1 protein-coding gene is annotated in these 542 nt (G+C 32.7%); it reads left to right on the forward strand.

What is annotated here, in order from left to right; all coding sequences use genetic code 11:
- Positions 1-384: transposase (locus tag ACYQ2M_RS25250; RefSeq protein ID WP_459919168.1), on the forward strand; the 384-nt coding region annotated here is incomplete at its 5' end.
- Between the last annotated feature and the right edge of the window lie 158 nt (positions 385-542).

The raw sequence follows: 542 nt of genomic DNA on the forward strand, positions 1-542 counted from the left end.
TCCATGGGAACAAACAAGTGTGTCATGGTCATAAAGGATGAATATGACAGAATTTTGATAACTCATGAAGCGGATAGTGAAAATGCAACGGGAGCAAGTGCTTTTTTGAACAAATTGAAGGGCTTAGGATTGAATATCACTTATGTATTTTCAGACTATTCAAAAAGCTATATATCAGCAATAAAAGAAGTTTTTCCAAAAGCAAAGTTTCAGGCTGACCATTTTTATACGGCAAAAAACATATGGAAACATCTTAAAAAAGAACTACTTGAGTATAGGCGAGAAGTTAAATCAACCGGAGAAAAAGAAAAAAATGAAGAACTTCTTGAGCTCGCCACTCAATTGTGGAAAATGTCGGTGGACATTGTTGAAAAAGCCTTCTAATTTGAGCAGTGAAGAACGATATGAAATAGAGAAAATTGAGACAAAAGATAAGGGCTTTATAAAAAAATTCCGTTCAATTATTCGGCAAATTGGAAATCTATTTGATTATTCCAATACAGAGATTCAGGCCAAAACAAAATTTAAAGATTTGAAAATTA

This window comes from Desulfocicer niacini, from assembly GCF_054657595.1.